The organism is Shewanella gelidimarina, assembly GCF_023283945.1.
Taxonomy (GTDB): Bacteria; Pseudomonadota; Gammaproteobacteria; order Enterobacterales; family Shewanellaceae; genus Shewanella; species Shewanella gelidimarina.
Window position 1 is genome coordinate 45711 of sequence record NZ_JAKIKW010000006.1, and the last position, 26668, is coordinate 72378.

Sequence of the window (26668 nt, forward strand, 5' to 3'; positions counted from 1 at the left end):
TCGATCGGTACTTATGGCGTAACTTCCTGGTCTCATAGTGCTGTTGGTGCCAAAGTGGGCAAACTTTCGGCGGCATAACTTTGCCCCTAAACGCTGAGAATGCAATAGCGGGTGTGTTAGCGGAATATCTGGGCCAAGGCGTTTGGCGGTTAGCCAGTAGCGTATTTTCTTAAACATAATTTAAAGTGTAAATCCGTCATCAATGACAATATTTTGCCCAGTGACATATTGTGCCTGCGCTGATAACAAAAACACGATAGCGCCATTGATATCCTTTGGCGACAGCATGCCTTGCCCATGAGTTTTCTCTCTATAGGCAGCTATAAAGGCTTCAGGCTGGCCATCAAGAATACCGCCAGGGCTGACACTATTGACTCTAAAGCGACTGTCTTTAACATAAGAGGTCGCATATTTTCCGAGGTGCAACAGTGCTGATTTAATTGCGGCATACTCTACTGGCATCGTCATCGGAGTTTTTTCATAGATAGAGAACTTCGGCGCACAAACGCCGTAGATCGACGATATGTTAACAACAGACAGTGGAGACTGCTGTTTGATAAACTGGGCTGCACATTGTTGGATAAACAAAAACGAAGAACCTAAGTGCAGCGATAGATTGTCATTAAAGCTCGCTAAACTCACGTCTAAGAAATGGGCGCCATACTGTTTGTTTCTGGGGTAGGTGCAGTTTACCGCGCCGCAAATTTTTTGTTGTTGCACAAAAAATTGCTGCATCGCTTGTTCATCGGTTGAATCCAGTTCAACCAATGACAACGATGGCTCATCAATGTTGGTGAGTGGTGCTAACCGAGCTGACATTGCAGCTAAATTCAGGTCGGTGGCGATGACTTGAGCGCCTTGCGCCAGAATGGCCGCCGTCACTTGCGAGCCCAACAGCCCGCCTGCACCTGTGACTAAAATGGTTGTATTTTCTAACATAAGGCTCCAGGGGTACTCAATACTGCTTCTGCAAGTTTAAAGTCATAGATATCATCAATGTCGATGGCGCGCTCTTTTGGCACAATAGTGTGTACCACATCACCTGCGAAGAGTGCGGTTTGCTGCAAGATGTAGGCGGGTTTTACCGCATAAACCACGGTGGTGATATCGTAAATCGTAGGGGCATCTTGGCGGCGAAACACGCCTGATGCACTCTTGTTGACAAGCTCTACGCCGCCGGATGCTGTCTCTTTTACCATGTTGAAATAGGGGCTGCGGTTTGCAGGTGTCGTAGAGATACAGATATCAGCGCCGCTGTCTTGCAGTTTAGTGATTGCCGCCTCGACATCCGCCACACTTCGCAGTGGACTGGTGGCGGGCAAGCTAACAAACTGGTTAAACTCGCCGTAGCGTTCAGTGACCCATTTAACTGCATGTTGCCATGCTAACCATTCTTGCGAGTCGTCACGGGCTAACTCCGCAGGTCGATGGATGATCTCTGCGCCAGCGCGCGCGCCGATGTCAGCAATCTCTGCATCGTCGGTGGAAATAAAGACCTTAGATATGCCAGGTACTTGCAGCGCTGTTTCGATGGAGAAAACGATAAGCGGTTTACCACACAGTGGCTTAATGTTTTTTCTAGGTAGCCCTTTAGAACCACCACGGGCAAAGATGAATGCGTACTGTTTCATTGCACTTTCCCCCAAGTTGCTTGCTGTTTTATTTGGCTAATAAGTCTAAGCGTTTGATGGGCGTCTTTGACTGAGTCTAGGTTGGCGTCATTGCGCGCAATGCGAGAGGTGAAGTCATTCAGCATATTGATATACATCTTATTCTTGTCCCAGTCTGCGGCTTGATAAAGTATTTTTGTTTCAGCTGCGCTGTAGAGGGTGAGTGTGTTACTGATTAAGTTCCAATGCAGTCGCCCCGTTGAGCCAATAAAGGTACACTCACGCTGAGGTTGTTTCTGCAAAAAGTCTAAGTGCACGTTACACACAGTGCCTTGGGTATTGGTCAGCACTAAATCGGCAATCTCTTCAACGTCTAAGGCCAGCTCTTTGCTGGTTCTGAGCTGCGCATATTGGCAGGTTAACGGCCCTAAAAACCATTGCAGATAATCGAGCTCGTGACTTAACTCTAATAAAGCGCCGCCACCAAGCTGAGAATTAGCCGATACAGATGCTGAATAATGCTTATTTGGCCGCCAGTCAGGCAAGTATTGGCCAACACTGGCTGAGCAGTGGTAGATCTCGCCAATAATCTTGTTGCCTAAGTGCTTTTTAAGCTCAATAGCCGAGCTTAAATAGCGTAAGCAATAGCCGATATGGACAGGGCTTTGCTGCTGTAAGGCAAGATCCAGTAACAGCTGCGCACCATCCAAGCTATCACTTAATGGTTTTTCGACGACAACCGCAATATTAGCCTCGATAAAGATCATTGCGTGTGCTAAATGGCAAGACGCAGGAGAGGCAATTACGACTAAGTCGGGAGCAAGACCTAACAGGGTGTCAATGTCATTGCAAAAAAAGTCGGCGCACTCAACGGGTATATTGGGTGTGCGGCCACTGGCTGACACGGCAATAATTGTCGCCTCAGGGTAGAGGTGTTTTAGGTTTTTTCTGTGGCGCAGTGCAATGTTGCCAAGGCCAATAACTGCAATGTTATTCATGCTTAAAAGCCCAAGGTACAAACATCAACTTGCGCCTGTTTAAAGTCATCCATACGGCCAATATCGAGCCAATATTCATGAATAGGATACATAAGTACATTGCCATTATCGGCTATTTTACTCTCTAATAAGCTTGGCATGTCGACATACACATTCGGCTCAACGTTACCGATAAGCTCTGGATTGATAACATAAATCCCCGCATTAACAAAAAAGCGCTGAATAGGTTTTTCGGTCATCTGTGTGATCCTATTGCCTTCTCCATTAATGACACCGTAGGGGATCTGATAGTCGTACTCGCGCACGCACATGGTGGCATCAGATTGGTTTTCGTCATGAAACTTGAGTAACAGCTGAAAATCGACCTTGGTGAGGATATCGCCATTCATCACAATTGTCGGTAGCGCAGGTGTCTCTTTAGGCAGCATGCCCACTGCGCCGCCAGTCCCTAATGGCGTATCTTCATGCAGATAGGTGATGTTAATGTTCCATTTGCTGCCGTCGCCAAAGTAGTCCCTTATCTGCTCTGGCATATAATGCGTCGACAGATAAAAATTGGAAAACCCAGCCTGAATAAAGTTGCTGATTGCGATCTCAAGTAACGGCTTATCACCGACTTTTAGCATAGGTTTTGGACAACAGTCGGTTAATGGCTTTAAGCGTGTGCCAAAGCCTCCTGCCATGATCAGTACTCGGTTTTCAAATTGGGTTTGTTGTTGGACACTTTTTAAGGTTTCTAAATCTATCAGAATCCCATCTTTAACGATCGGTATCGCCAAAATGCTGTGTTGTTGCATCAGCGCCAGCAATTGCTTTTTTGACACCATCGGTGAGGCGGTTCTTGGCTCAGTATTCATTACCAGTGTCACCTTGGCGTCGAGTGACAAATTGTCCAGTAAACCACGGCGTATATCGCCATCGGTGATCACACCAAGCAGGTGTAGTTTCGCATCGGTAACGAGGGCCACTTGCAGCGCTTGTGAGTTTATTAACGCTAATGCGTCTCTTAATGACTGCTGCGGCGATAGGATGACCTTGCTTAGAATATCACTCATTTAAAACCTACTCTTGGTGTGTGAACGCTGACCATAGACAATTGAATTTTCAGGAACATCTTTGGTGACAATGGCGCCCGCGGCAATCACACTATTCGCGCCGATGCACACCCCTTGAATGATGCTGGCACCAGTGCCGATGTGCACATTGTTGCCAGTGTGCACACTGCCAGAGAGCGTTGCACCAGGAGCGATATGGTTATGGCAACCAATTTGGCAGTCATGTTCGATAATCGCGCCGGAATTAATAATGCTGTTAGCGCCGATCTGTGCATAGGTTTGTACAATGGCGCCGTTAAACACTTGCGCGCCAGACTCAAGCGTTGCGTAGGGCGACACCATAGCCGAGCCGCTAAGGGTCGTGTCAAACTCATAACCAAGCTGGCTAAATTCGTTAAAAAGACGCTGACGTAGTAACGCCGCTTTGTTGGCTTGTGGTAACGAGCCAATACCATTGACTAATACAACTTCAGCGATATCAAACTGCAAAACATCATTGTCATTGCTGAGCAGGTCAATACTGCTAAGCAACGGGTACGGGCTTGCCGTTGGGCTAATGACAGCGATTATTTCCCGCTGTTGTTGCAGTAACATGTCGGCAAGCACACAAGCGTGGCCACCGGCACCCAGTAGCACAATCGATTTAGTCATAAATAACCTCACCCGCAGCGTAATCTTTATCGGCGATGCAGTTCATTAGCTGCCAATACCTATGTGGGCTCATGCCTGTGCCAGGGCGTTTTATCTCGATATTGTCTGCACAAAAGCGCTCGCCTTTACTAATCGTTTTGCTGGTCACCAAACTCTTTCTGGCCACGGTTATATTTTTAAGCTCAGATGCTTGTGGCTGCTTAATGCCATCACCCAGTGCCAATGCTACAGCGCGAATCGCATCTACCATATCGGTCAACTCATCAGGCTCTAACGACGCTTTATGGTCAGGGCCGGGCAGGGTGTTATCGAGGGTGAAATGCTTTTCGATAACACAAGCGCCCAGTACAGTGGCTGCAATCGGAATGGTTAAGCCCTGAGAGTGATCCGAATAGCCAACCGCTAATTGAAAAGCGTTGGCCAGAGTACTCATGGCGCGCAAATTAATTTCATTAAAAGGTGCGGGATACTCAGTGGTACAGTGCAGCAGGGTGACTTTGGCTTTTAACGCCAGTTGGCCTTCAGCTGAGTTAAACGCGGCGTTGAAAGCGGCATTATTGGGTTGTGCATTGGCGTTAGACACCAGCCCAAACGCAATCACGCTCAGTGCCGATTGCACTTCCGCAAGCGTTGACATACCCGTTGATAAAATCAATTCGCAGCTAGTGCGGGCGTGCGCCAGTATAAAGGGCGCATTGGTGATCTCGCCCGAGGCAATCTTTAACCGCGGTAGTTTAAGTTGCTGCACTAAAAAATCTAAGCTTTGAAAATCAAAAGCGGTCGACATAAATTCGATGCCAAGACGATGGCAATGGGCGATTAAACGCAGGTGAGCATCATAGCTAAGTTCGAGCCGACTTAGCATCGACAACTGTGACTCAACCTTATTGGTATTCGTCACCTGATACTCAGCTTGTTTAGCATCTGCCGTCACTAAGCTTTTGGCGTTGAAGGTTTGAAACTTGACGATGTCAGCGCCCGCACGATGCGCAGCGTTGATCAACGCCATCGCTAATAATTCATCGCCATTATGGTTAACGCCAGCTTCAGCAATAATTAGGGGCATCTTAGTCAGTTACCTCGATATCAAAGAAGGACTTAGCCGAGCTTGTTGTCATCGACTTTATAATCTCTTTTATGCTGCCACTGGCATCACCTTGCCGATAAGGGTTATCGACAGGTTGTATTTTTAAAGCGGCACCCATGTTTAAGGTTTGCGCAATAGCATCACTGATAGCCTCAGTGTTGGGCTTTGCATTAATCACGCTACTCGCAGCCAGTCGGCCTTTTTGGCGTTCACCAATATCAACACTGGGCACATTAAAAGAAGGAACCTCAATAACACCGCTAGATGAGTTACCAATGACTACCGCAGCATGTTTTACCGCACTGAGGTAGCGGATCTGTCCAAGCGATGGGATCGCCAATACTCGGCCATTAGACTGGTCGGCATAAGCTTCTAATAGCGGTATAAGCCCTCTGCCACCATTGTCAGCATTAGGATAAGTGAGGATCACTTGGTGCGACGGAAACTGGTTCAATGCCTCAAGCAAGGCGTTAAAGGTTGCTTCAGCAGGTTCAGAGGCTAACGTAACAGGATGATAGGTCACAACAAAATAAGGCTGCGTCAGCGCAAAGTTAATTGAACTGGCTAAGGCTTCAACGCTTAACAATGTACTGCGATGAATATGGTCTAAGCCAATAGCACCAATATTATGAACCTGCTTTGGCTGTTCACCCATTTGAATTACGCGCTTTCGATAGATCTCTGTTGAGGTGCAGTGCACGTGGCTAAGTTTGGTGATCGCATGGCGAATGGCATCATCATAAGCGCCTTCGGTAATTTCGCCGCCATGGATATGCACTATCGGAATAGTTAATACCGTTGCAGTTTGGGCAATGGCTAAGGCTTCAAAACGGTCGCCTAATACCACTAATGCACTTGGCTGTAATCGACTCAGCGATTCAGCAAAACTTATCATCCCCAGCCCCATGCTTTTAGCGGTGCCTACGGCAGAGTTGGACGATAATAAGATCTCTACTTTCTCGTCGATATTAAACCCATCAGCCTCAATTTGCTGATAGGTTTCGCCAAACTCAGGTGATAAATGGCTGCCAGAAACAATTAACTGTAACTGCAGTTCGGGATCGGCTTCAATGGATTTTAACAGCCAATAAAGTAACCCATAGTCGGCACGTGTGCCGCTAAAAACTGCTATTTTCTTAGCCATTATTGCTCCCTATTGAGGTTGGTGAACTCGGTAAGTTGATGAGTCTAGACTCTATCATTTCAGAGTGACTTAATGGGCCTCTCATCGCATTTTTGAACATAGGCAAACGATGCATAAGCTGCCACACTGGGCGGGTCATTACGTTTTCTTCGTTGGTGGCTTTCAGCAACTGTTCACGGCTGTGCTTATCGGGGCAGATCACCGCATTTAACCAGTAGTTAGCGCGGGCATAATCAGGCTCTTGTACAAATTGCAGATCGCTGCCACTAAAAAAGTCTCGATAATGCTCGGCAAGTTTGCGTTTTTGCTTCAAAAATAGTGGTAGCGATTCAAGCTGAGCACAACCAAGCGCAGCATTGAGGTTTGGCATCCGGTAATTAAACCCTGCTTCATCGTGATAAAACTCATAAGGGTGAGGGACTTTGGCGGTAGTGGTAATGTGTTTAGCCCGCTCACCATTAACTTGATTATTCGCCAGCAACATACCACCGCCACCAGTGGTGATAATTTTATTACCATTAAAACTCAGTGCGGCAAAGTCACCAAAGGTTCCAGTATGGTGGCCTTTATAATAAGAGCCAAGGCTCTCAGCTGCATCTTCAATTAAACAAAGATTCCAACGAAGGCAAATAGCTTTTAGTTCATCTAGCTCTACGGGGTGTCCAAATGTATGCATAGGTAAAACGGCCTTAATAATCTGCTTGGTCTTTTTATGGACACACAGTCCGAGAGCATTGATATAGGCATGCTGCTCAAGATAGGCCAGAGTAGCGACAGGGCAAAGCCCCAAGCTCTTTGGAGAAATATCTACAAAAATAGGCTCTGCACCCATGTGATAAAGACTATTACAGGTTGCCACGAAGGTAAGCGCTTGGGTAATCACTAAGTTGCTACTTTGCACATTTGCCATATAGAGTGCGGTATGTAGAGCGCTGCTACCGCTGCTGGTCGCTGTCGCTTTTGTACAACCAGTAAAAGATTCGATCTCACTTTCAAATTTATTGACATATATACCGACACTAGACACGAAAGTGCTTGCGATAGTATCGGCAACGTAAGCTTGTTCATTGCCAGTAAACTGTGGTGCATGCAGAGGGATAAACTCATTGGTTTGGTAAGTATCCCGAATAAAAGCGATTAGCGACTGGCTTAACATTTGAGTATCCATAATGGCGTTAAGTTACATTTTTTCATCAAGGGACTTCCCGGTTTCTTTATGTCCAAATTCAGGTAGCACTTGCTGAAATAGAGTAACTAATTGGGCTTTATCCCAAGCTTTTTTATTTTTCATCGATTGAATTTCAGAGGTAAATTGTTCAAGTAATGCTTGCTCATATTGAAGCGTGTTTTTAATTATTCCCAGCTCTTTAAAGCGTTCCATATCTAGTGTTTCTCTATCGGTGAAGAACTCTTCAATATCTTTTTCACCAGAGGTATCGCTAGCACTGAAATAACAAGGCCACTTCCCTAATGCAGGCAGTGATTTAACTAAGGTTCTTGACTCTTCCTCACTTTGACATTCAATGGGTTGGTAGCCTTGAGCGATAAGGAATCTTTTTGCTATATCGGCAAAAGATATTAGATGAAGTGACTCATCCAATTTGGGGAAGAAAATATCTCTATTATCGCCGAAGATACATGACATCAAACATAACTCTCCTGACTCTTTTGCCGTGACAAAATATCGACGAATATCGTTAGGAGCGACAATTGGTTGTTGTTTGCTGAGACGTTGCCTAAAACTGTGCAGCAATGAACCATCAGAAAAAGCAACATTAGCGAATCGTGCGGTAGAAATATTAATGTCTTTGCTGCGTCTCATTAAAAACATTTCCATGATCCGTTTGGAGGCGCCCATCATATTGACAGGGTTGGCTGCTTTATCCGTCGAAACACAGAAATATTTTTTTACACCTGAAGCGATAGACTGCTCAATAGTTTTATCAGTATTTAGCACATTAACATCAACTAAACGCATCAAAGTGAAAGGGTCTTTTTCACTGCGGACATGTTTTAGTGCTGACAGGTTTAACACATAATCATATTGACCATCGAATGCTATCAAAGCGTCATATTCGATAGAGTTGATGTCCAATGCAAAGGTTTGAAAGTCACCTTGAATATAGCCATATGAACTTCTTATATCTCTAACCAGTTCAGCTAAGTTGTTTTCACTGAGGTCGACAACATGCAGTTTTAGAGGAGAGCGTTTAAAGATCTCTTTTGTGACTGCTTGCCCAATAGAGCCTGCGCCACCTAGCACAAGAAAGCGTGATTGACTCACCGCTTGTAAAAGCGCTAGTCCATTGTCGCTAATGTCGGATGAAAACAAAGGCTTTTCTCTGCCTATCAGTTTCAAGGTGTTTGTCATAATATTTCTCACTAACCTTTGTATTTCAACAGCAAATAGAGTGTCGTCATACTTTAAATAAATATGGCTTTGATTCTATATTATTCTTAGCTAGAAATGATTTTAATCTATTACTTGACTAGCAATAATTGAGCCAAAACAGCGATCCAAAAAGTATTATTCTTTAAGATTAAAGCGGAAAGGTATAATAGTTATATTATCAACGTGTTATAGAAATAAAACTGATGAAAAAATGAATTTAGATAAGGCTTCTGAATGAATCGCAGTAATTTTGTAGGATATAGTGTCGTAAATTTGGCGCTAGGTTTGCTTTATATGTAAATTTAGTCGAATTTATATGGTCTCCCCACAGGGACTCGAACCCCGATCGATCGCTTAGGAGGCGACTGCTCTATCCTGTTGAGCTATAGGGAGACGTTAGTGATTATACTGGTTTTACTCCAGATGAACAGAGTGCATATAAAGTCTTTGAATTCATTTGCTTGTTTATTGTTCGGTTAGAGTTTTATGGCCAGATCATTGATCTGAATATTAAGTGACGCGCTGATGCCTTTAAGCACAGCCGTGGCACTTTCTTCAGTGACTTGGTCGATAGTGATAGTCGCTTTGCTCTTTCCTGCTACAGCACGCATGTTATCCAGTCTGTCGGGCATATTCTGTTGTAGTACCAATTGCAGTGTATCGCCGACACGAATACCGTTGCGGCGACCGATGTTGAGAATGATCCTATTAGCCTGCTTAGCAACGACTTGGCCTAACAGCGGGCGACAGTTAAGGGCTTGGTCAATATCTTGGCTAGCGTCGAGCAATACAGTGCTAATCATGGCGCCATATTCAGAACGCCAGAATTGGTCGCTATTGGAGTTTACAGTTTGCTGCAGTGAAAACTCCCATTCAGCAGATTTCGAGTATTGCTTACTCCAGACCTTTTCCCCGCTAATCGCATGAAACAGCGATAACTTAAACTGAAATACTCGCATGGGGTCGTTTTCCCATAAGCCAAAAGTACGGGTTGATGGCTCGGGTGATATATCGATGATTTCTGGCAGCAGTATGTATTGGCTGTCGGTGATTTCACCTAACCAGCTTGGCAGCCTATAACCGCGAACATCCACTAACGTCTGGTCTACATCTAAGCGCTCGTTTGCGTGCAGGTGGGTAAAGCTGCTGCTTGAGTTTGCTTCAATCACTTGAGCGAGTTGTTCCGACAAGTTTTGCTCGAATAAGCCTAGGTTGCCGTACCTCAGTTGCGAACGGTCTTTTATTGAGGCTTGCGGTACCAGAATAGAGGCTTTTAGATTGCTGGCTTGGCAAGCCTGCTCAAACGGTTCAATCATGTCGATGCGAATATTAACGGTTATGTAGCCGCCTTCTACCAGCTCGCTGACCATCTCAATCTGTTGGCTTTGTGCATTGCGGCTTAGGGTGAAGCTGTCATTCACGAGTTGACCATTACTGACGGTCTGTTCACTTGAAAAGTGTGCGCCTGTTTTTAATGTGGCATAGCTTACAGCTTGCTCTATGGCATCTTCTCGGGCTTTAGCGAGGTTATTGTCTACAATCTTGGCTTGGCCGCTTGCTTGGGTCCACTTTGCTTGCACGGGCGCGGTGAGAACCAAAGAGCAAGCGAGAATAACCTTGATGATGCATGAGCCAAGTTTCATATTAATCTTCCAAGTCTTTACGCCAACATTAAGGCGCAATTATAAAGGTGACTGTTTGCCAAAAAGAGGAAGCAATGGTTTGCCGACAAAATGACAGTCTGAATCGATAGGCTTCTAACAAGCAATATCTATGCCCTTTATTGCTGATGGTACTAGATTCACGGCCATTAGACTAAATAGATAGCGATTGCATTAAACTGGTCGTCAATTGAGAAAGGCACAGGTTTTTCAGTTCAAGGTGCATCAACGAGATAATGGCGAGTCTGCTTTAAGGCGATGTCACTAGCAGTGCAATACTTGAGTGATTCGAAATGAATAAAGCGATAGCGAATGCAATGAGTATTAGCCATAAAGTTATTGATGCGAGCGCCGATAACAGCTTTAGATAAACATATTAGTTTCGATTGGCCGCCGTTTGAGCAAAGTACGTTCTACTGACTTAAAGCAAAGCGCTTTGGGTTGAATAGGCCAATCTCTGTGTCTGTATAACAGGAATAAAAAGATGTATAAGACATTAATCTTGCTACCGTTACTGCTGTTGTTTGGGTGTGAAAATATGCAGCCTGCGGCATCTGAGCAGCAGATGCTCGTGAGCGGCAATGGCTTGCCGCACTTAGCATCGATTAACTATCTGTCACAGCAGATGGTGAACGAGTTAGTTAGGCAAAATGATAGTTTAAAGCCCACAGAGCCGTTATTAGTGGCCACGCCAGTGATGCTGTCAGATTTAGCGACCACCAATGAATTGGGTTTACAGTATCAACAAGGACTGATTGCGGCATTGCATGACCATCAGTTTAATTTGGTCGACATGAACGTAGCTAAAACATTACGAGTGACGCCCGCCGGTGAGTTTATCCTGAGCCGAGATTGGCAGCAGTTACCCGCTGATATCGACGTTAGGCATGTAGTAGTGACCACCATGAGCCCAGACAAAGAGGGTGTGGCTATCTATAGCCGCATTGTTGATGTGAGTAATAACCGTGTGGTGTCTGTGGCGCAGAGCTTTGTCCCCATTGCCGCGATGCCGGGCATGTTAACCCACTCGCAAAAAGTGGTGTCTGAAAACGGTTTGTTGTATCGGTCTGAAAGTGCAGGGCAACGTACGGTAACGATTGAAGGAGGCCAGTAGATGAAAGCAATTATGGTATGTGCGGCGTTATTGCTGGTTGTATTAGGTGGCTGCTCAGCGCAGGACCGTTATGTGCAGTACGAGACTGAAGCGCCAGAGTCTTTTCCGACATTAACGGCTATTGGTTATGCCACGCTGGCGAATCAACCCTCAAGCGACCCCGCTCAACGGGTGTTGATGGCGATGCAAGCTTCAAAAATTGCGGCGTATCGCGAGTTGGCCGAGCAGGTCTACGGACAACACCTGGCAGCGTCAAGCCAAGTCAGCGATTGGATGTTGACGAGCGATAACATTAAAGCTTCAGTTTCTGGTGTGATCCGTGGTGCCAGAGTGGTCAATAGTTATCCTGCAGGCGAGCATTATGTCACTGAGTTGGAATTGGACTTTGAACAAGTTTGGGCTTTGTACCAGCAGCAAAACCGTCCGCAAAAGGTAAAAGAGATCACTTATTTTTAAATGCTGATTTAAAGCCGATTTAAAGCCGGATAGTGCAGGGACGGTACGAGCAAGGACGAAATAGCAGAGACGGAATAGCAGGGAAGATCAAAAGAGTGTAGAAGTCGTTAAAGTGCTTTAGTTATTCATCTTTGAGGTTTTTCGAGCTTATAAGACCAACTGTCTAGGTGTTTGCTGTTTTAGCATTACCGTCTTAGCATTACCGTCTTGGGATTACCGTCTTGGGATTACCGTCTTGGGATTACCGTCTTGGGATTACCGTCTTGGCATTACCGTCTTGGGATTACCGTCTTGGGATTACCGTCTTGGGATTACCGTCTTGGCATTACCGTCTTGGGATTACCGTCTTGGGATTACCGTCTTGGCATTACCGTCTTGGCATTACCGTCTTGGCATTACCGTCTTGGCATTACCGTCTTGGGATTACCGTCTTGGGATTACCGTCTTGGGATTACCGTCTTGGGATTACCGTCTTGGGATTACCGTCTTGGGATTACCGTCTTGGGATTACCGTCTTGGCATTACCGTCTTAGCATCTACCGTCTTGGCATCTACCGTCTTGGCATCTACCGTCTTGGCATCTACCGTCTTGGCATCTACCGTCTTGGCATCTACCTTCTTGGCATCTACCTTCTTGGCATCTACCTTCTTGGCATCTACCTTCTTGGCATTACCGTCTTGGCATTACCGTCTTGGCATCTACCGTCTTGGCATTTACCGTCTTGGCATCTACCTTCTTAGCATCTACCTTCTTAGCATCTACCTTCTTAGCATTACCGTCTTAGCATTACCGTCTTAGCATTACCGTCTTAGCATTATCGTCTTAGCATTACCGTCTTAGCATTACCGTCTTAGCATTACCGTCTTGGTATCTACCGTCTTGGCATTTATCGAATTTTACCGTCTTCTAAGCACTTAAATTATTACCTAAGCTAGAGATACTGGATGTGCGGCCTTTTTCATCATAGGTGAGGCTGGCTGAATTACGACTGACCTGCAACGCCTGAGAGAAGCGATTTAAGCTGGCTAAGCTCAATTCAATTAAAGACTCGTTCTCAGCGTTGAGTTGTTGGCACTCGACTAGCAAGGCTTTTGCTTCGCTAACTTGCTGAGATAATGTGGCGTCGGTCTTTAATGTACTTATATCTGGCTGAGTCGCTATCATCTCATCGTTATGCTTTAGGCTGTCAAGTAAGGTCGCTTTAGTACTGGCAAGTGACAACAATGTGTCAGCATCTTGCGACTGTAGCGCTTTTGTTTCTTGGCTAATAACGGCTTTAAGCTCAGTCAACACGGTATGTTGTGAGCTCAATAGATGAGATAAATTTGTCATAATGGCCTTATCTTTTATGCCTTAGTCCGCAGTTTGCGGAGACATTAGTTTAAATCGCTAAGTTCATTCTCGAAGTTTGCGATATTAGTTGCAAGCTTTTCTGGATCGATTTTGTAACGACCTTCAGCGATTGCAGCCTTAATTTCATCAACCTTCTTTTGGTCAATATCGGGCATGTCGGCAATCTTAGTTTGCACATTTTGGATCTGTTGTGCCTGCGGTGTAATTGACACCGAGTCAGTTTTTTGTGTCACCGCAGTTTGCACTGGCGCTGCTGTCGCGCTTTGTGCTGCAGAACCTTTGCCCGCATTACTGGTGTTGATGCGCGCTGTAGCAGCGCTATTTACGTGTTTAATATCCATAGCCATTTTGGTATCCAACATTGAATAAAGAGACTTTCTTACACATGCTATCGGCGCGATAACCGTTAACTTTAATGTTATTTTACATTCTTACTTCAACTTGGCCAACCGCAATGACTTTTGCGTTTAAGGTTTTCTGTGAATGGCTGTTCTTAATCCGAATTTTGTCGCCTAAATTGCCATCATGTAATGCTTCGCCGACGGTTTTTATCTCGAAGTTTTGAGACCGCGCAATGATAGAAACAGTGTCGCCCTTACAAACGACGCACAGATGGTTATTAAAAATAGGTTGCTGTGGTGCGACTCGACGTTTAAGCCGCGCACCGACCACTTGGCTTAATTGGTCAAACTGTTGACCTCGCAACGTACTTTGCTCGACATAGTCAATGGCAACATCGCTTTGTGAAATTAAATCGCCAGGGCCTAAGGTGGCTTTAGCCACCACTACCGGGTAGAGAATATCGACCCTTACCGATAAAAATATTTGCCATGGGTAACTCAAGTCTGGGCTGTCGCAGCTTATTTTGACTGTGTTGTTACGCCTTATTGCACGATCGCTGGCTATTTCTGCTTTTATCGGCAGAAAGCAATTAGGCAAGCTGACGCGGGTATCTAGGTTTTGCGGCGTGATATTGACCTTCGCTTTTTCTGGCGCTTCAATTTTTTCTTCAACTGCCGCTATAGCTAATCGAGAAATGGTCGATAAAGAGGGAACACTAGCAACCTGATTGGCATCTGCAATAGCGATTACAGGGAAATAAAGTACGGTAGAAAGTAACCAAAAATTTATTTTCATAATGAATACATTAGCTTGATTCGCTAGAATGCACCTAAGTCGTGTTAATTGTAGAATGTCGGTAGCGAACTCATTAAATCGTTGGGCGTCATAAAGTTGACTGATGTCGCAACGTTTGAATCAGATAGTGCTAACTAAGCAAGTAGTATGCCTAAATGTAGGGATGAGTTTATATTGATCAGTATTGACAATATGGATGCGAAAGAACAACGAAATAAGCGTTAACTACACCTAAATTTAATCTTTTAGATTTAACCGATAAAAAGTAAGTACAAGGCAAATTTTATGTCGAACATTCTTGATTCAGTAAATAAGCGAACGCAATTGGTTGGGCAAAACCGACTTGAGTTATTGTTATTTAAACTTAATGGACGTCAACGATTCGGCATTAACGTATTTAAGGTAAAAGAGGTGCTGCAATGCCCTCCGTTAACAAGCTTACCTAGACTTAACTCTAGTGTGCGTGGCATTGCCCATGTACGCGGCATGACCATTTCAGTGATTGATTTGAGTGCTGCAACAGGCGGCCGCCCAATTGAGAACATTGAGAACAGCTTTATTATCATTTCTGAGTACAACCGCAGTGTGCAGGGGTTCTTGGTCAGTTCGGTTGAACGTATTATCAATATGAACTGGGAAGCGATCATGCCGCCACCACAAGGCGCCGGACGTGGCTCATATTTGACGGCCGTGACAGAGATTGATAATGAGTTAGTGGAGATTTTGGATGTTGAGAAAATCTTAGATGAGATTTCACCCGTCAATACCAACATCAGTAAAGAGTTAGACGAGAAGCTGACAATCGATAGAAATAAGCATTATCACATTATGGTGATAGATGACTCATCGGTGGCCCGTAAACAGATTATTCGAGCGTTAGCCTCGCTTGATCTGCAAATCGATACTGCCAAAGATGGTAAAGAAGCATTAGAAAAGTTACGTGCAATAGCGGCGGAACTCGACGACGTGTCGACTGAAATTCCGTTGATTATTTCAGATATTGAAATGCCTGAAATGGATGGTTATACCCTAACTGCTGAAATACGTGATGACCCTAAGCTTAGAAACATCAAAGTGGTGTTACATACTTCGCTCAGTGGCGTGTTTAATCAGGCGATGGTGCAAAAAGTGGGCGCTAATGACTTTATTGCTAAGTTTAACCCTGATGAGTTAGCCGCTGCGGTAAACAAACATTTAAGTTTATAACGCGTAGGGTTAAGTTCACAGCAAAGCCAGAGGAAACCAAGTCTTACTTGTGTTTCCGAGATGGCTAATGTATAACCCAGCGATTGTTGTAAAGTTGCGCCTGTTATGCGACTTGTTTTATTGATATTTAGGATACAGAGTGCCGAATAAATCACTTGCTGAAAACGAGTACCATCAATTCAGGCTGTTTTTAGAGCAGCACAGCGGTATTGTGCTCGGTGACAGCAAGCAATATCTTGTGCGCAGTCGATTGGCGCCGCTAATGGGCAAGTATAATCTTCCCTCTTTATCGGATGTTGTAAAGCATTCAATGAAACCCACAGAGCGTCAACTTCGCACTGAAGTTATCGATGCAATGACAACCAACGAAACCCTTTGGTTTCGCGATCGTTATCCTTTCGAGTTGCTATTTAATTCCATTTTGCCCAATTACAGCCGACTCGGTCGACCAGTAAAAATATGGTCAGCTGCCTGTTCGTCGGGGCAAGAGCCGTATTCTTTAAGCATGACGATTCTGGAATATCAGCAGCGTAAACCTGGGACACTGCCCGGTGGAGCGAGTATATTGGCGACGGATCTGTCGCCGACGATGCTTGAGCGCTGTAAAAATGCTGAGTATGACAATTTAGCGTTAGCCCGTGGTTTGTCAGATGAACGAAAACGTCATTTTTTTGATGCATTGCCATCGGGCAATATGGTGATTAAGAACAATGTGAAGCAATTGGTTAGTTTTAGAGCACACAACTTGCTCGAAAATTATACCTTGCTTGGCAAGTTCGACATTATCTTTTGCCGCAATGTATTGATCTATTTCTCTCCAGAGGCAAAGCGGAAAATATTGCGGCAATTTGCTGCCGCACTGAACCCTAAAGGTATCCTTTTCTTGGGTGCGTCAGAGTCTATTGCTGGTTTGTCTGATGAGTTTGATATGGTGCGCTGTAATCCTGGCATCTATTACCAAAAACGAACTTAAGCTTATTGTTGTGGGTGTTGAGGTGCAATTAACGCATTTTTGACACCCTGTTTATCCGCATCATCCTGCCGCTATCGCGCTACTCCCTAAGTAAATCGTCTATTTTCATTCTTTTAGGCTAATTTGGCACACCAATTGCTTTATTCTAGCTATCGAGCTGAGGAGGCAATTTTATGGCGATTAATTTTGATAGTGCATTAGGCGTACATCAGTACACTTTGGGCGTACGCTCTCAACGTGCAGAGGTCCTATCTTCAAATATTGCCAATGCCGACACACCAAACTATAAAGCCCGCGATGTTGATTTTGCTAAAGCGATGAATTCAGCGCAGTCACGTCAATCGGGCTTGTCCATGACCAAAAGCGATAGCAAGCACTTCGATTTAGCCGCGTTAACGCAGCAAAATGTCGCTTATCGGGTACCGAATCAGCCAGACACCGGTGACGGTAATACAGTAGACATTCAAGAGGAGCAATCAGCCTTCATGAAAAATGCCCTTGAGTATCAAATGTCACTCGGTTTTCTAGACAGCAAGTTTTCAGGCATGAAAAAAGCGATTAGAGGCGAATAACTATGAGTTTATTTAATATTTTCAACGTCGCAGGTTCGGGTATGTCGGCGCAATCGGTCAGACTCAATACCACGGCCAGTAATATTGCTAACGCGGACTCAGTATCTAGCAGTGTGGGTAAGACCTATCGTGCTCGTCATCCTATTTTTGAAGCTGAAATGAACCAAGCTCAACAGCATCAAAGTGCCTCACAAGCCGTTGCCGTTAAGGGAATTGTTGAAAGTGACTTACCGTTAAATAAAGAATACTCGCCAGGTCATCCAATGGCCGACACAGATGGCTTTATCTATAAGCCCAATGTCAATGTGATGGAGGAGATGGCCAACATGATTTCTGCCTCTCGCTCATATCAGATGAATGTACAAGTGACTGAAGCTGCAAAATCGATGCTTCAGCAAACCCTTAGAATTGGTAAATAAACTCAGTGAAAGCTGGAGGTAAATTTTGAGCCTTATTAATCCGCTCAATAACACGCAATCTGCAACAGGCCAGCCACAAAGTGCTAGCACTGTTACGCCGCAAGCTGCGACGCAGACGACGGTACAAAGTAACGCGGTAGCAACGTCGACTCCGACAACGGGTAATCCGTTTTTAGACAGTTTGCGTTTGCCTGCAGAAAATTCAATACCTGAAGCCAATAGTCAGGACTTATCGCAAGAGGATTTCTTTTCGCTCTTGAGCCAACAGTTGTCGATGCAAGATCCGTTTAAGCCGGTCGACAATGATCAAATGATCCAACAGATGGCATCGTTCTCGACCGTTGACGGTATTAGCAAGCTTAACGAAGAGATTGTTAACCTCAATGCGCTAACGACATCAAGCCAAGCCTTGCAAGCGTCAGGTCTGGTTGGGCAAAAAGTACTTATCCCATCCGATACCGGTTATATCTCAGCTGAAGAACCGGCCATAAGGGCTGTCGTCAGTACGCCTGAAACGATTAAAGACTTAACCGTTCGCGTCGAAGACGAATCTGGTCAGCTGATATCTAGTTTTCAAGTGGATGGCAGTGCGGGTGGCAACGTTGAGGTGACTTGGGACGGTATGGGTAAAAATGGCGAGCCCGTTGCTGAAGGGAGTTACACCCTAAAAGTCACAGGTAAAGTCGATGGCAAGAGTGAAGAATTACCCGTTTCAACTTACGCTCACGTCACGAGCGTGTCGTTAGGGACAGCAGCTACCGGCGCTATTTTGAATTTGCGCGGCGTTGGCGGTATTAAGATTAGTGATGTATTAGCGGTGTCAGAATCGTAAACGCACGACAGATATTAATAAGAGAGGCAGATAAACCTCTCCTAAAACGAATTGAACAAGGATAGAGGTGAACTATGTCATTTAACATTGCTCTGAGCGGTATATCTGCTGCGCAAAAAGATCTCAATACAACCGCAAACAATATCGCTAACGTTAACACCACGGGTTTTAAAGAATCACGTGCTGAGTTTGCCGATGTTTACGCGACCTCTATTTTTGCTAACAGCAAAACAACCGTCGGTGGCGGTGTTGCAACCAGCCAGGTGGCGCAGCAGTTCCAGCAAGGTAGCTTACAATTTACCAATAACTCACTTGATATGGCGATTAACGGTGGCGGTTTCTTCGTCACGTCATCGGAAGTGGGCTCGCAGGATCATTCATTTACTCGTGCGGGTGCGTTTAAGTTTGACTCAAATAACTACATGGTTGATTCAGCAGGTAACTTTCTGCAAACCTTCCCGGTTGATAAAGATGGCAACTCAACCTCAGTGAGTTTGACCACCACCCAGCCCGTCAAAATTCCGGATACGGCAGGTAGCCCAGTAAAAACTGAAAATATCGGTATGCAGATGAACTTGAATGCGGGAGATAAGACATTTAGCCCTGCAGATTTCAACCCCGATGACCCTGATACATTCAACAATTCAACGTCGGTCACCATGTATGATTCATTAGGTGAGCCACATGTTATGACAAGCTATTTTGTTCGCCCACCCAATGCGGCGCACACTGGCGAAAGTAACTGGGTTGCATTTTACGCAGTTGACGGCAAAAAAGTGAATGTCGACCCTGCTGCAGGCACTTATAATGTTGATAATAGTGGTGATGGTACGATAGATGGCACGGCACCGGCTGAAACGGCGGGTGGCTGGAAAGGCGCAGCAATCTCTTTTAACGATACGGGTGGATATGAGGGGAGTGATCCTGCAACCATTAAGACTGAAGCCCTCGGAGTTGGCGGCGCCAATGTTCTCGGCGCTGGCGCTGATGGTACGCAAACATTAAACCTTAAGTTTAATCAACCGACTCAATATGCATCGCCATTTGAAGTGACAGAATTAACCCAAGACGGGACTACAGTAGGTCGTTTAACTAACGTTGAAGTGGGGGCTGATGGCCTTGTCAACGCCAGTTATAGTAATGGTTCAACAGTGCCATTGGCACGGGTAGCATTAGTCCGCTTTGCCAACGAGCAAGGTTTATCACAAGCGGGTAATACTTCTTGGAAAGCGAGCATTGATTCGGGCCCAGCATTAGCGGGTGAGGCAAACAGTGGCACTTTTGGTGGCATTCGTTCTTCAGCGCTAGAGCAATCTAACGTCGACTTGACCACCGAGTTGGTTGACCTTATCTCTGCTCAACGTAACTTCCAAGCTAACTCACGAACGCTGGAAGTCAACAATACGCTACAACAAACCATACTGCAGATCCGATAATCATTAAGGTCTGTTAACGCGGTTTTTAGCCGCGTTATACGTTTACACGTTGCCGCCACGGCAACGTGTTTCCTCTTTTAATCCCATTGTTTATATTCTTGCAGCAACTCCCTCTTTTTACATCCCATTGCAACACTTACATTTATGGCACGATGCTTGCTATCTAATACGTTAGACGGAAGTTTGACGGAGCGTTAAGTGGACAAGTTACTCTATGTCGCCATGAGCGGCGCGAAACAGAATATGAATGCGTTGGCTATCAGTGCCAACAATTTGGCAAACGCTAGTACTGACGGGTTTAAATCGGATTTCGCTCAGGCGCGTTCGATGCAAGCCTTTGGTGAAGGTTTGCCAACGCGCGTGTTCGCCATGACCGAAAACCCGTCAGCTGACTTTGCCAGTGGTCCGATAAAAACCACCGGTAGAAATCTAGATATTGCCGTAAAAGGCGATGGTTGGATTGCGGTTCAAGCCGCAGATGGTAGCGAAGCATACACTCGTTCAGGTAGCTTAAGCTTCGATACCACCGGCGTCTTACGCAATGATAGAGGCACGGCTGTGATGGGTGACAATGGCCCCATCGTGTTGCCACTGCCTATCGAAAAAATTGAAATATCTCAAGATGGCATTATCTCTGTCCGCCCATCGGGTGCCACTGCTGAGGTTATTGAAGAGGTGGGCCGTATTAAGTTGGTCAACCCTGGTAATGAAAATTTGATGCGTGGCCAAGATGGTTTATTCCGTCAAATAACGGGTCAAGTAGCTGCCGCAGATCCTAGCGTTGGGCTACTCAGCGGTGCTGTTGAAGGCAGTAACGTTAATGCAGTACATGAAATGGTATCGATGATTGACATACAACGTCAGTTTGAGATGCAGGTCAAAATGATGAAAACAGCAGAAGAAATCGATAAAGCTTCCGCCTCATTAATGCGCATAAGCTAGGAGAAAGACTATGCATCCCGCTTTATGGATAAGTAAGACTGGTTTAGACGCTCAGCAAACTGACATTGCTGTAATTTCAAACAACGTGGCCAACGCCAGCACCATTGGTTTTAAAAAGAGCCGTGCCGTTTTTGAAGATCTGCTCTATCAAAACGTGAATCAAGCGGGTGGTATTAGTGCGTCAAATACTAAATTACCTAACGGTTTGAACATCGGCGCCGGTACTAAAGTGGTGGCGACTCAAAAAGTCTTTACCCAAGGCAACATGCTGACAACCGATAACTCGTTAGACTTGATGGTCGAAGGTCCTGGTTTTTTCGAAGTGCAGATGCCAGACGGCACAGCAGCTTATACCCGCACCGGTCAATTTAGCTTGGATGACACCGGACAAATTGTAACGCCAGGTTCGGGTTATGTGGTGCAACCTGCCATTACCATTCCTGATGATGCCAGCAGTATTACGGTATCGGCTGAAGGCGAAGTGTCAGTTAAAACCCCGGGTAATGCTCAAAACCAAGTAGTTGGTCAGCTTTCCATGTCAGACTTTATTAACCCTGCAGGCCTGAATCCTATGGGGCAAAACCTTTATATGGAAACCGGAGCCAGCGGCACGCCTATTCAGGGTACGGCATCACTTGATGGTATGGGCGCGATTCGCCAAGGCGCATTAGAAACCTCAAACGTTAACGTAACAGAAGAGTTGGTGAACCTGATTGAAAGTCAGCGTATTTACGAGATGAACTCCAAGGTTATCTCTGCGGTTGATCAGATGTTGTCGTACGTGAACCAGAATTTGTAAGCGTAAAATCAGTTTAAGTGGCTTATTCGCCACTGTTAATTTCAACGTATATGGCATTGAATATGCCTTAAATGTGAAGAGAGTTTTTGTATGAGTCGTTACTGGATGTTAATCGTTATTGCTGCGCTTTCAGGTTGTAGTTCAACCAATGGAAAGCCGATTGCTGACGATCCGTATTACGCACCGGTTTACCCTGAAGCGCCGCCAACAAAAATTGCCGCAACCGGGTCTATGTATCAAGACAGTCAAGCCTCAAGCCTTTATTCAGATATTAAGGCATTGAAAGTGGGCGATATTATTACTGTAATACTGATGGAATCGACTCAAGCTAAAAAGAGTGCCAATAACGAAATTAAAAAAGGTACCGATCTGTCTCTTGACCCGATTTATGCCGGCGGCGGTAACGTTACCATCGGTGGCAACCCCATCGATTTACGTTATAAAGACAGCATGAACACTAAGCGCGAATCAGACGCTGACCAAAGCAACAGTTTATCAGGCAGTATCTCCGCTAACGTGATGAAAGTGCTCAATAACGGCAACTTAGTGATTCGGGGTGAGAAGTGGATAAGCATTAATAACGGCGATGAGTTTGTGCGTATTACTGGCATTGTGCGTGCCCAAGACATTCGTCCAGATAACACCATCGACTCGCCGCGAGTGGCAAATGCACGGATCCAATACAGCGGAACGGGTACGTTTGCCGAAGTACAAAAAGTGGGATGGCTCAGTTCATTCTTTATGGGGAGCTGGTGGCCATTTTAGGTCGTCATTGATAACTCATAACAACAATTATAAGCCAAGGTGCCGTGCGGATTGCGACATTTAACCGCCTGTAAGGGCAGCTGTGGAGCGGCAATAAGCTTGCTTGCATTAGCGAAGGACTTTTCATGATGAAAATAAAACTGGCATTACTTTGTGCGATATTAGTGATTGCCTCACCGGTACAGGCGCAGCGTATTAAAGATATAGCCAATGTCCAAGGGGTACGAAGTAACCAATTGATTGGTTATGGCTTAGTGGTTGGCTTACCTGGCACCGGCGAAAAGACACGCTATACCGAGCAAACATTTAAAACCATGTTGAAGAACTTTGGTATTAATTTGCCGGATAACTTCAGACCTAAAATTAAAAATATCGCCGTGGTTGCGGTGAGTGCCAACATGCCACCCTTTATCAAACCGGGGCAGACCTTAGACATTGCAGTGTCAAGTTTAGGTGAAGCTAAGAGTTTACGTGGCGGCATGCTACTACAGACCTTCCTTAGAGGGATCGATGGTAATGTGTATGCGATTGCGCAGGGCAGCATGGTCGTGAGTGGCTTTAGTGCTGAAGGGCTAGACGGCTCTAAAGTGATTCAAAATACCCCCACCGTTGGCCGCATTCCTAATGGTGCGATTATTGAACGTACGGTTGCTACGCCATTTTCGACAGGTGATTATCTTACCTTTAACCTCCGCCGTGCTGATTTTTCAACCGCTAAAAGATTGTCAGATGCAATCAATGACTTATTAGGCCCTGGCATGGCAAGACCGCTTGATGCTGCGTCTGTGCAAGTCAGTGCACCACGTGATGTATCACAGCGGGTGTCATTTCTAGCCACGCTTGAAAATATCGAAATCGAACCTGCTGAAGAGTCAGCTAAAGTGATTGTTAATTCAAGGACGGGCACCATTGTCGTCGGGCAAAACGTCAAATTATTGCCAGCTGCGGTCACTCATGGTGGCTTAACGGTGACGATTGCCGAAGCAACTCAAGTTTCTCAACCTAATCCATTCGGTAATGGTCAAACCGTGGTCTCTTCTGATAGCACCATTGATGTTTCTGAAGATGATAGTCGCATGTTTATGTTTAACCCTGGCACCACGCTAGATGAGTTAGTACGGGCGGTTAACCTCGTTGGAGCTGCACCTTCAGATGTACTGGCAATACTTGAAGCGTTAAAGATGGCAGGCGCTTTGCATGGTGAACTGATAATAATCTAAAAATTGTCGGTTTGAGTGGGAATGAGTCATGGATAAGCTGTCGAATGCATCGCAATTTTTGGATCTGGGGGGATTAGACTCACTCAGATCCAAAGCCCAGAAAGGTGAAAACAGTGCGCTAAAAGAAGTGGCGCAACAGTTTGAAGGTATTTTTGTACAAATGCTAATGAAGAGCATGCGAGATGCTAATGCTGTGTTTGAATCCGACAGCCCGATGAACAGCCAATACACCAAATTTTACGAGCAGATGCATGATCAGCAGATGTCTTTGAACCTCTCAGGCCAAGGCATGCTCGGATTAGCTGACTTGATGGTGCAGCAACTCGACCCCACTAACAGTCCAATGACACCGGCCTCAGTATTAAGAGGTGACAGTGACAGTTCTGCTAGATCCAATGGTTTTACACTCGATGACGGCCATGCGATGCAGATGCCAACCTCACGCACAACTGCAGCGTCGCCACCACTGGGTAATACTGCAAGCGTTACCACCGCAACTTCGCCTTTGGGTCTTGGCACTAGCGTCGCGCCGCAAACATTAGATTCTCTCTTAAGTGGCAAGATTTTGCCGTCGGCAGCACTGAATGCCGACAAGTCACAAGCAGACTTTACCAGTCAAGATGAGTTCGTGAGTCGTTTATACCCCCATGCTGAAAAAGCCGCTAAACAATTAGGCACCACCCCTGAAGTGCTAATCGCACAATCAGCACTGGAAACAGGTTGGGGCCAAAAAATGGTTAAGGGCGTTGCTGGACAGCAAAGTAATAATTTATTCAATATCAAGGCTGACAACCGTTGGCAGGGCGACAAAGCCCAGGTCAATACACTGGAGTATCAACAGGGCGTTGCGGTCAAGCAAAAGGCAGATTTTAGAGTGTATGAGGATATCGGCCAGAGCTTTAACGATTTTGTGTCATTTGTCTCCAATAGCGAACGTTACCAAGACGCGATGAAAAAGGCCGCCAATCCACAAGCCTTTGTGCAGTCACTGCAAGATGCGGGTTACGCCACTGATCCAAAGTATACCGATAAAGTCATGCAGGTAATGAAAACAATCACTCGAGATTTTAAAGAAATTTTACAAGGGGTTAAGCAATGATAAACCCAATTTTGCAACCGTTTGTAATGGGGAGTTGTAAATAATGTCAATGGACTTGCTGAGCATTGCTCGCACCGGGGTGCTAGCGTCACAATCTCAACTGGCGATTACCAGTAACAATATCGCCAATACGAATACCGATGGATACAACCGTCAGGTAGTTTCACAATCGAGCCTAGAATCTCAAAAAATGGGCAGCGAATTTTATGGTGCAGGTACTTATGTCTCTGACGTAAAACGCGTTTATAACGATTACGCCGCGCGTGAATTACGTATTGGCCAAACAGCAGTAAGTGAAGCTCAAACAACTTACGGAAAAATGTCTGAACTCGACCAACTGTTTTCTCAAATCGGCTCAGCTGTCCCAACATCGCTAAACAGTTTTTTTGCGGGTATAAACAGCTTGGCTGATATTCCTGATGACTTAGGACTTCGTGATTCTTTACTGACCAATGCCAATCAGTTGGCTAACAACGTTAATCAGATGCAGCAGCATCTTGACGGACAGATGGGTCAAACCAACGACCAAATTTCGGCCGTCACCGACCGTATCAATGAGATCAGTAATGAACTTGGCAGCCTAAACCTTGAGCTAATGAAATCTCAGGGCCAAGATATGCAGTTGCTTGATAAGCAAGATGCACTGATCCTCGAGCTTAGTGAATATGCCGAAGTGAATGTGGTGCCATTAGAGTCCGGCGCTAAGAGTGTCATGCTTGGTGGTTCAATTATGCTGGTGTCCGGTGAAGTATCAATGCAAATTGGCACTAAACCGGGTGATCCTCACGCGCAGGAGCTGCAAATAACCGCTTCAGCGGGTGGTAAAAGTTTAGTGGTTGATGCGTCAAAAGTCGGCGGGCAGTTGGGGGCGTTGGTTGATTACCGTGATGACACCTTGATCCCCGCACAACTAGAACTGGGCCAATTTGCGCTTGGCGTTGCGGATGCATTTAATCAGGCACAGTCGCAAGGTTTTGATCTCAATGGCCAAGTGGGCGCAAATATCTTTACCGATATTAACGACCCTTCAATGCAGCTAGGCCGGGTCGGCGCGCTATCAACCAATACCGGTAATGCTAATTTAAGCGTCAATATTGATGACGTTGGCTCACTTACCGGCAGCAGCTATGAACTGAGTTATACCGACACGACACCACCCATTTATCAGCTAAAAGACAATAGCACAGGCACGAAAACGGAGCTCCACCTTACTGGCAATACCTTGTCTAGCGCGAGTGGCTTTAGTATCGATATCGATGATCCTTTATTGCTACAAGGTGGTGACAAATTTGAAATCCGTCCCACCTCAAGTGCAGCCACGGCGTTATCGGTCACCATGAGCGACGGCAAAGGCATTGCCGCTGCAGGGACTGCTCCTGCCATAGGAAGTCCTGCCGCTGAAGGCGACAACAGCAACCTCATCAATATGGCGAAGTTAAGTGAAACCAAAATGATGAACGGCGGTAAAACCACCCTCACGGATGTTTTTGAAAATACCAAACTCGATATTGGCGGTAAGACTAAGTCAGCCGAAATATCAGTGGGCTCAGCTGGGGCTATTTACAACCAAGCTTATACCCGAGTTCAAAGTGTGTCAGGGGTGAATCTTGATGAAGAAGCGGCTAATTTAATGCGCTTTCAGCAATCTTATCAAGCGTCGGCGCGGATCATGACTACCGCGACGGAAATATTTAATACTTTGTTTAGCGCATTGCGCTAATGCTGAAGCTAAATACAGGACTTAAG

General features: G+C 45.5%; 28 protein-coding genes and 1 tRNA gene. 15 read left to right on the plus strand and 14 right to left on the minus strand.

Features of this window, described 5'->3' with window-relative positions; genetic code table 11:
- Positions 1 to 180: 180 nt before the first annotated feature.
- The 11 genes from L2729_RS07245 to L2729_RS07295 all read right to left on the minus strand — a co-directional run bounded on the left by L2729_RS07245 (position 181) and on the right by L2729_RS07295 (position 10580).
- Positions 181 to 939 (minus strand): oxidoreductase, encoded by a 759-nt coding sequence (locus tag L2729_RS07245; RefSeq protein ID WP_248987678.1) that lies wholly within the window; start codon positions 937 to 939, stop codon positions 181 to 183.
- Positions 933 to 1631, minus strand: a complete 699-nt coding sequence (locus L2729_RS07250) for an acylneuraminate cytidylyltransferase family protein (protein WP_248987679.1) — start codon at positions 1629 to 1631, stop codon at positions 933 to 935. The genes L2729_RS07245 and L2729_RS07250 overlap by 7 nt, the downstream gene beginning before the upstream one ends.
- Positions 1628 to 2608, minus strand: a complete 981-nt coding sequence (locus L2729_RS07255; RefSeq protein ID WP_248987680.1) for a Gfo/Idh/MocA family protein — start codon at positions 2606 to 2608, stop codon at positions 1628 to 1630. Before L2729_RS07255 ends, L2729_RS07250 begins: the two co-directional genes overlap by 4 nt.
- A 2-nt stretch (positions 2609 to 2610) precedes the next feature.
- Positions 2611 to 3663: a nucleotidyltransferase family protein gene (locus tag L2729_RS07260; RefSeq protein WP_248987681.1), complete on the minus strand. Its 1053-nt coding sequence runs from the start codon at positions 3661 to 3663 to the stop codon at positions 2611 to 2613.
- Entirely contained in the window at positions 3664 to 4314 is a 651-nt protein-coding gene (locus L2729_RS07265) for an acetyltransferase (protein ID WP_248987682.1), read from the minus strand. It lies immediately after the preceding gene.
- Entirely contained in the window at positions 4307 to 5380 is a 1074-nt protein-coding gene (gene neuB, locus L2729_RS07270; protein ID WP_248987683.1) for an N-acetylneuraminate synthase, read from the minus strand. Before neuB ends, L2729_RS07265 begins: the two co-directional genes overlap by 8 nt.
- Position 5381: 1 nt before the next feature.
- Complete coding sequence (gene neuC / locus L2729_RS07275; protein ID WP_248987684.1) at positions 5382 to 6545, minus strand: UDP-N-acetylglucosamine 2-epimerase; 1164 nt, start codon at positions 6543 to 6545, stop codon at positions 5382 to 5384.
- On the minus strand, positions 6538 to 7701 hold the full coding sequence (locus tag L2729_RS07280) for a LegC family aminotransferase (protein WP_248987685.1): 1164 nt from the start codon (positions 7699 to 7701) through the stop codon (positions 6538 to 6540). The genes neuC and L2729_RS07280 overlap by 8 nt, the downstream gene beginning before the upstream one ends.
- A gap of 24 nt (positions 7702 to 7725) precedes the next feature.
- Positions 7726 to 8916, minus strand: a complete 1191-nt coding sequence (locus tag L2729_RS07285; RefSeq protein WP_248987686.1) for a UDP-N-acetylglucosamine 4,6-dehydratase — start codon at positions 8914 to 8916, stop codon at positions 7726 to 7728.
- 338 nt (positions 8917 to 9254) lie between these two features.
- A tRNA-Arg gene (locus L2729_RS07290) sits at positions 9255 to 9330 on the minus strand.
- An 83-nt stretch (positions 9331 to 9413) separates the two neighbouring features.
- Positions 9414 to 10580 carry a flagellar assembly protein FlgT gene (locus tag L2729_RS07295; protein WP_248987687.1) on the minus strand — a complete coding sequence of 389 codons (1167 nt, stop codon included), beginning with the start codon at positions 10578 to 10580 and terminating at the stop codon, positions 9414 to 9416.
- A 502-nt stretch (positions 10581 to 11082) separates the two neighbouring features.
- Here L2729_RS07295 and L2729_RS07300 point away from each other — a divergent pair.
- From L2729_RS07300 to L2729_RS07310, 3 genes are all read left to right on the plus strand, one after another.
- On the plus strand, positions 11083 to 11712 hold the full coding sequence (locus L2729_RS07300) for a FlgO family outer membrane protein (protein ID WP_248987688.1): 630 nt from the start codon (positions 11083 to 11085) through the stop codon (positions 11710 to 11712).
- Positions 11713 to 12168, plus strand: a complete 456-nt coding sequence (locus tag L2729_RS07305; protein ID WP_248987689.1) for an LPP20 family lipoprotein — start codon at positions 11713 to 11715, stop codon at positions 12166 to 12168.
- A gap of 207 nt (positions 12169 to 12375) precedes the next feature.
- Positions 12376 to 12909: a hypothetical protein gene (locus tag L2729_RS07310; protein WP_248987690.1), complete on the plus strand. Its 534-nt coding sequence runs from the start codon at positions 12376 to 12378 to the stop codon at positions 12907 to 12909.
- Positions 12910 to 13075: 166 nt separating this feature from the next.
- Here the strand turns inward: L2729_RS07310 and L2729_RS07315 are convergent, their stop codons facing one another.
- The 3 genes from L2729_RS07315 to flgA form a co-directional block, all read right to left on the minus strand.
- Positions 13076 to 13501 carry a flagella synthesis protein FlgN gene (locus L2729_RS07315; RefSeq protein ID WP_248987691.1) on the minus strand — a complete coding sequence of 142 codons (426 nt, stop codon included), beginning with the start codon at positions 13499 to 13501 and terminating at the stop codon, positions 13076 to 13078.
- Between the two features lie 44 nt (positions 13502 to 13545).
- A complete protein-coding gene (flgM, locus tag L2729_RS07320) occupies positions 13546 to 13869 on the minus strand; it encodes a flagellar biosynthesis anti-sigma factor FlgM (protein ID WP_248987692.1) in 324 nt (107 codons plus the stop codon).
- A 76-nt stretch (positions 13870 to 13945) separates the two neighbouring features.
- Positions 13946 to 14659, minus strand: coding sequence for a flagellar basal body P-ring formation chaperone FlgA (flgA, locus tag L2729_RS07325; RefSeq protein WP_248987693.1), 714 nt, complete (start codon positions 14657 to 14659; stop codon positions 13946 to 13948).
- 285 nt (positions 14660 to 14944) lie between these two features.
- On the opposite strand from flgA, the gene L2729_RS07330 reads away from it, so the two are divergent.
- The 12 genes from L2729_RS07330 (at position 14945) to flgK (ending at position 26642) form a co-directional block, all read left to right on the plus strand.
- On the plus strand, positions 14945 to 15865 hold the full coding sequence (locus L2729_RS07330) for a chemotaxis protein CheV (protein WP_101092240.1): 921 nt from the start codon (positions 14945 to 14947) through the stop codon (positions 15863 to 15865).
- Between the two features lie 139 nt (positions 15866 to 16004).
- Complete coding sequence (locus L2729_RS07335; RefSeq protein WP_248987694.1) at positions 16005 to 16838, plus strand: CheR family methyltransferase; 834 nt, start codon at positions 16005 to 16007, stop codon at positions 16836 to 16838.
- Between the two features lie 173 nt (positions 16839 to 17011).
- Entirely contained in the window at positions 17012 to 17410 is a 399-nt protein-coding gene (gene flgB, locus L2729_RS07340) for a flagellar basal body rod protein FlgB (protein WP_101092238.1), read from the plus strand.
- Between the two features lie 2 nt (positions 17411 to 17412).
- Positions 17413 to 17829 (plus strand): flagellar basal body rod protein FlgC, encoded by a 417-nt coding sequence (gene flgC, locus L2729_RS07345; RefSeq protein ID WP_248987695.1) that lies wholly within the window; start codon positions 17413 to 17415, stop codon positions 17827 to 17829.
- A 25-nt stretch (positions 17830 to 17854) separates the two neighbouring features.
- Positions 17855 to 18661, plus strand: a complete 807-nt coding sequence (gene flgD, locus L2729_RS07350) for a flagellar hook assembly protein FlgD (RefSeq protein ID WP_248987696.1) — start codon at positions 17855 to 17857, stop codon at positions 18659 to 18661.
- Positions 18662 to 18735: 74 nt separating this feature from the next.
- A complete protein-coding gene (gene flgE / locus L2729_RS07355) occupies positions 18736 to 20097 on the plus strand; it encodes a flagellar hook protein FlgE (RefSeq protein WP_102044400.1) in 1362 nt (453 codons plus the stop codon).
- Between the two features lie 198 nt (positions 20098 to 20295).
- Positions 20296 to 21039, plus strand: coding sequence for a flagellar basal-body rod protein FlgF (gene flgF / locus L2729_RS07360; protein ID WP_248987697.1), 744 nt, complete (start codon positions 20296 to 20298; stop codon positions 21037 to 21039).
- A 10-nt stretch (positions 21040 to 21049) separates the two neighbouring features.
- Positions 21050 to 21838: a flagellar basal-body rod protein FlgG gene (gene flgG, locus L2729_RS07365; protein ID WP_248987698.1), complete on the plus strand. Its 789-nt coding sequence runs from the start codon at positions 21050 to 21052 to the stop codon at positions 21836 to 21838.
- Between the two features lie 90 nt (positions 21839 to 21928).
- Entirely contained in the window at positions 21929 to 22603 is a 675-nt protein-coding gene (gene flgH, locus L2729_RS07370; RefSeq protein ID WP_248987699.1) for a flagellar basal body L-ring protein FlgH, read from the plus strand.
- 128 nt (positions 22604 to 22731) lie between these two features.
- The gene (locus L2729_RS07375) at positions 22732 to 23823 is read left to right on the plus strand and encodes a flagellar basal body P-ring protein FlgI (RefSeq protein ID WP_248987789.1); all 1092 of its coding nucleotides are present in this window, start codon (positions 22732 to 22734) and stop codon (positions 23821 to 23823) included.
- A gap of 28 nt (positions 23824 to 23851) precedes the next feature.
- Positions 23852 to 24922, plus strand: coding sequence for a flagellar assembly peptidoglycan hydrolase FlgJ (flgJ, locus tag L2729_RS07380; RefSeq protein WP_248987700.1), 1071 nt, complete (start codon positions 23852 to 23854; stop codon positions 24920 to 24922).
- A 43-nt stretch (positions 24923 to 24965) separates the two neighbouring features.
- Positions 24966 to 26642, plus strand: coding sequence for a flagellar hook-associated protein FlgK (gene flgK / locus L2729_RS07385; RefSeq protein WP_248987701.1), 1677 nt, complete (start codon positions 24966 to 24968; stop codon positions 26640 to 26642).
- The last annotated feature ends 26 nt before the right edge of the window (positions 26643 to 26668 follow it).

Coding starts and splice junctions, on each gene's coding strand:
- L2729_RS07245 (WP_248987678.1), bottom strand. CDS start 939: ATGTTAGAAAATACAACCATTTTAGTCACAGGTGCAGGCGGGCTGTTG.
- L2729_RS07250 (WP_248987679.1), bottom strand. CDS start 1,631: ATGAAACAGTACGCATTCATCTTTGCCCGTGGTGGTTCTAAAGGGCTA.
- L2729_RS07255 (WP_248987680.1), bottom strand. CDS start 2,608: ATGAATAACATTGCAGTTATTGGCCTTGGCAACATTGCACTGCGCCAC.
- L2729_RS07260 (WP_248987681.1), bottom strand. CDS start 3,663: ATGAGTGATATTCTAAGCAAGGTCATCCTATCGCCGCAGCAGTCATTA.
- L2729_RS07265 (WP_248987682.1), bottom strand. CDS start 4,314: ATGACTAAATCGATTGTGCTACTGGGTGCCGGTGGCCACGCTTGTGTG.
- neuB (WP_248987683.1), bottom strand. CDS start 5,380: ATGCCCCTAATTATTGCTGAAGCTGGCGTTAACCATAATGGCGATGAA.
- neuC (WP_248987684.1), bottom strand. CDS start 6,545: ATGGCTAAGAAAATAGCAGTTTTTAGCGGCACACGTGCCGACTATGGG.
- L2729_RS07280 (WP_248987685.1), bottom strand. CDS start 7,701: ATGTTAAGCCAGTCGCTAATCGCTTTTATTCGGGATACTTACCAAACC.
- L2729_RS07285 (WP_248987686.1), bottom strand. CDS start 8,916: ATGACAAACACCTTGAAACTGATAGGCAGAGAAAAGCCTTTGTTTTCA.
- L2729_RS07295 (WP_248987687.1), bottom strand. CDS start 10,580: ATGAAACTTGGCTCATGCATCATCAAGGTTATTCTCGCTTGCTCTTTG.
- L2729_RS07300 (WP_248987688.1), top strand. CDS start 11,083: ATGTATAAGACATTAATCTTGCTACCGTTACTGCTGTTGTTTGGGTGT.
- L2729_RS07305 (WP_248987689.1), top strand. CDS start 11,713: ATGAAAGCAATTATGGTATGTGCGGCGTTATTGCTGGTTGTATTAGGT.
- L2729_RS07315 (WP_248987691.1), bottom strand. CDS start 13,501: ATGACAAATTTATCTCATCTATTGAGCTCACAACATACCGTGTTGACT.
- flgM (WP_248987692.1), bottom strand. CDS start 13,869: ATGGCTATGGATATTAAACACGTAAATAGCGCTGCTACAGCGCGCATC.
- flgA (WP_248987693.1), bottom strand. CDS start 14,659: ATGAAAATAAATTTTTGGTTACTTTCTACCGTACTTTATTTCCCTGTA.
- L2729_RS07330 (WP_101092240.1), top strand. CDS start 14,945: ATGTCGAACATTCTTGATTCAGTAAATAAGCGAACGCAATTGGTTGGG.
- flgB (WP_101092238.1), top strand. CDS start 17,012: ATGGCGATTAATTTTGATAGTGCATTAGGCGTACATCAGTACACTTTG.
- flgC (WP_248987695.1), top strand. CDS start 17,413: ATGAGTTTATTTAATATTTTCAACGTCGCAGGTTCGGGTATGTCGGCG.
- flgE (WP_102044400.1), top strand. CDS start 18,736: ATGTCATTTAACATTGCTCTGAGCGGTATATCTGCTGCGCAAAAAGAT.
- flgG (WP_248987698.1), top strand. CDS start 21,050: ATGCATCCCGCTTTATGGATAAGTAAGACTGGTTTAGACGCTCAGCAA.
- flgH (WP_248987699.1), top strand. CDS start 21,929: ATGAGTCGTTACTGGATGTTAATCGTTATTGCTGCGCTTTCAGGTTGT.
- L2729_RS07375 (WP_248987789.1), top strand. CDS start 22,732: ATGAAAATAAAACTGGCATTACTTTGTGCGATATTAGTGATTGCCTCA.
- flgJ (WP_248987700.1), top strand. CDS start 23,852: ATGGATAAGCTGTCGAATGCATCGCAATTTTTGGATCTGGGGGGATTA.
- flgK (WP_248987701.1), top strand. CDS start 24,966: ATGTCAATGGACTTGCTGAGCATTGCTCGCACCGGGGTGCTAGCGTCA.